Annotated in this window: 4 protein-coding genes; all 4 read left to right on the plus strand. The window is 70.2% G+C overall.

Features of this window, described 5'->3' with window-relative positions:
• Positions 1-94 precede the first annotated feature (94 nt).
• Positions 95-1105, plus strand: a complete 1011-nt coding sequence (locus tag AC3XYG_RS40285; protein ID WP_489145541.1) for a phosphotransferase family protein — start codon at positions 95-97, stop codon at positions 1103-1105.
• 56 nt (positions 1106-1161) lie between these two features.
• Entirely contained in the window at positions 1162-1404 is a 243-nt protein-coding gene (locus AC3XYG_RS40290) for a type II toxin-antitoxin system Phd/YefM family antitoxin (protein WP_489145542.1), read from the plus strand.
• Positions 1401-1850: a PIN domain-containing protein gene (locus AC3XYG_RS40295; protein WP_489145543.1), complete on the plus strand. Its 450-nt coding sequence runs from the start codon at positions 1401-1403 to the stop codon at positions 1848-1850. Before AC3XYG_RS40290 ends, AC3XYG_RS40295 begins: the two co-directional genes overlap by 4 nt.
• A 16-nt stretch (positions 1851-1866) precedes the next feature.
• The coding region (locus AC3XYG_RS40300) for a phosphopyruvate hydratase family protein (protein ID WP_489145544.1) at positions 1867-2390 on the plus strand (524 nt) is incomplete at its 3' end.

Consider the following 2390-nt stretch of genomic DNA (forward strand, 5'->3'; position numbering starts at 1 on the left):
GCGTCGATGATCGCCTGGCTGTGTTCGGCCGAGAACAGCTTCACCACCGGCGCCGTGTTCGACCTATCCGGCGGCCGCGCCACCTATTGACCCGATGACGGCCCCCGACCTGCTGGAAGCCCTGCGCCGGATGGGTCTGGCCGGGGCTGGCGAGACGCCGCGCTTCGCCGCGCTGACCGGCGGTGTCTCCTCCGACATCTGGCGGGTCGACCTGGCCACCGGCCCGGTCTGCGTCAAGCGGGCACTGCCGAAGCTGCGGGTCTCGGCCGACTGGCAGGCGCCGGTCGTGCGCAACCTGTACGAGGCGCGCTGGATGCGGGTGGCCGCCGGCATCGTGCCGCTGGCGGTGCCGGCCCTGTTGGGCCAGGACGATGCCGCCGGCGCCCTGGCCATGGCCTATCTGGCGCCGGAGGACCATCCGGTGTGGAAGGCGCAGCTGCGCGACGGCCAAGCCGATCCGGAGGTCGCCACCGAGGTCGGGCGGCGGCTGGTCAGGATCCACGCGGCGACGGCGGCGGATCCGGACCTGGCCGCCGACTTCTCGACCGACGCCATCTTCCATGACATCCGGCTGGAGCCTTATCTGGTGGCGACCGCCTCCGCGCATCCGGATTGCGCCGATGCCCTGCACGCCCTGGTCGAGACCACGCGGACGACCCGGCGAGCCCTGGTGCATGGCGATGTCAGCCCGAAGAACATCCTGGTCGGACCGCACGGCCCGGTATTTCTCGACGCCGAATGCGCCTGGTGGGGCGACTCAGCCTTCGACATCGCCTTCTGCCTGAACCATTTGCTGCTGAAGGGGCTATGGCGGCCCGACTCGGCCGGGCAGTTCCTGGATTGCTTCGACGCCCTGGCCGCAGCCTATCTCGCCGGCGTGGACTGGGAACCGGCCGCCGCCTTCGAAGCCCGCGCCGCGCGGCTGCTGCCCGGGCTGCTGCTGGCCCGAATCGACGGCAAGTCGCCGGTCGAATACCTCACCGAACCGGCACAGCAGGACCGGGTACGCCGGGTGGCGAAACCGCTGCTGCTGGCCCCGCCGAACAGACTGGCCGAGATCCGCACCGCCTGGGCCGAGGAGTTGAGCCTGCCCGGCCTGACTTGAACCGACGACGCCCAATCCCTATTGTGACCACATGTGGTCACAGACGGAGAGATGCGATGAAGACACTCCACCTCCGCGACGCCAAGGCCGGCCTGTCTGCCATCGTCGATGCGGCCGAGCATGGTGAAGCGACGATTATCACCAAGCACGGTCGTCCGGCAGCAATGGTCGTGCCCGTGGAAGATGGCCGGCGCTTCTACGGGAGCAACAAGCCGAGTCTGGCGGACTATCTGCTCGATTTCCCAGGACCGCTGGAGGTGACCCGGGACCAGACTCCGCTGCGTCAGGTCGATCTGTGACCCGGGGCTACCTGCTCGATACCTCCGTGATCTCCACGGTGGCCCCGGGCAGGCCGCCGATCGCGGGTGCTGAGGCCAGCTGGCTGCGGCAGCAGGCAGATCGCCTATACATCCCGACCATCGCTATTGCCGAAATCGAAGGCGGGATCCGCAAGCTGCACCGCTCCGGTGGAATCGCCCGGGCCGAGCATCTGGCCACTTGGCTGGATGGCCTGATTGCCGGCTATGGCGAACGGATCCTTCCCTTCGACGCGGATGCGGCCAGGGTTGCCGGCCGTCTGGCTGATGCAGCGACTGCCGCGGGCCGCCATCCCGGCTTTGCCGATGTGGCGATCGCGGCGATTGCCGCCGCTCGGGATCTGATGCTGCTGACCCGCAATCTTCGCCATTTCGAGCCTCTCGGCATCCCTGCGGCCGACCCCTTCGCCGCCTTGCCCGATCATTAAACGAGAACGGAGCTCCATGACCCGCACCCGCATCACCGAGATCCGCGGCCGCCGTGTGTGGGACAGCCGCGGCCGGCCGACGGTGGAGGCCGAGATCCGGCTGGAGGGCGCCGCCATCGGCCGTGCCATCGCCCCGGCCGGCGCGTCCACCGGCTCCGGCGAGGCGCTGGACCGACGCGACGGCGGCACCGGCTTCGGCGGCCATGACGTGCGCGGCGCGGTCGATGCGGTAAACGGCGAGATCGCCCGTGCCCTGGCCGGCTTCGATGCCGCCGACCAGGTCGGGCTGGACCACGCCCTGATCGCGCTGGATGGCACGGCGGACAAGGCGCGGTTGGGCGGCAACGCCACCATCGCCGTGTCGATGGCCGCCGCCCACGCCGCCGCAGCCGCAGCCGGCCTACCGCTGTGGCGCCATCTCGGCGGCGACGACGCCGTGCTGCTGCCCCTGCCGGAGATCCAGATCTTCGGCGGCGGCACCCATGCCGGGCGGCGGCTGGACCTGCAGGACTTCATGGTGATCTGCCCCGGCGCCGGCAG

The organism is Inquilinus sp. (assembly GCF_057815775.1).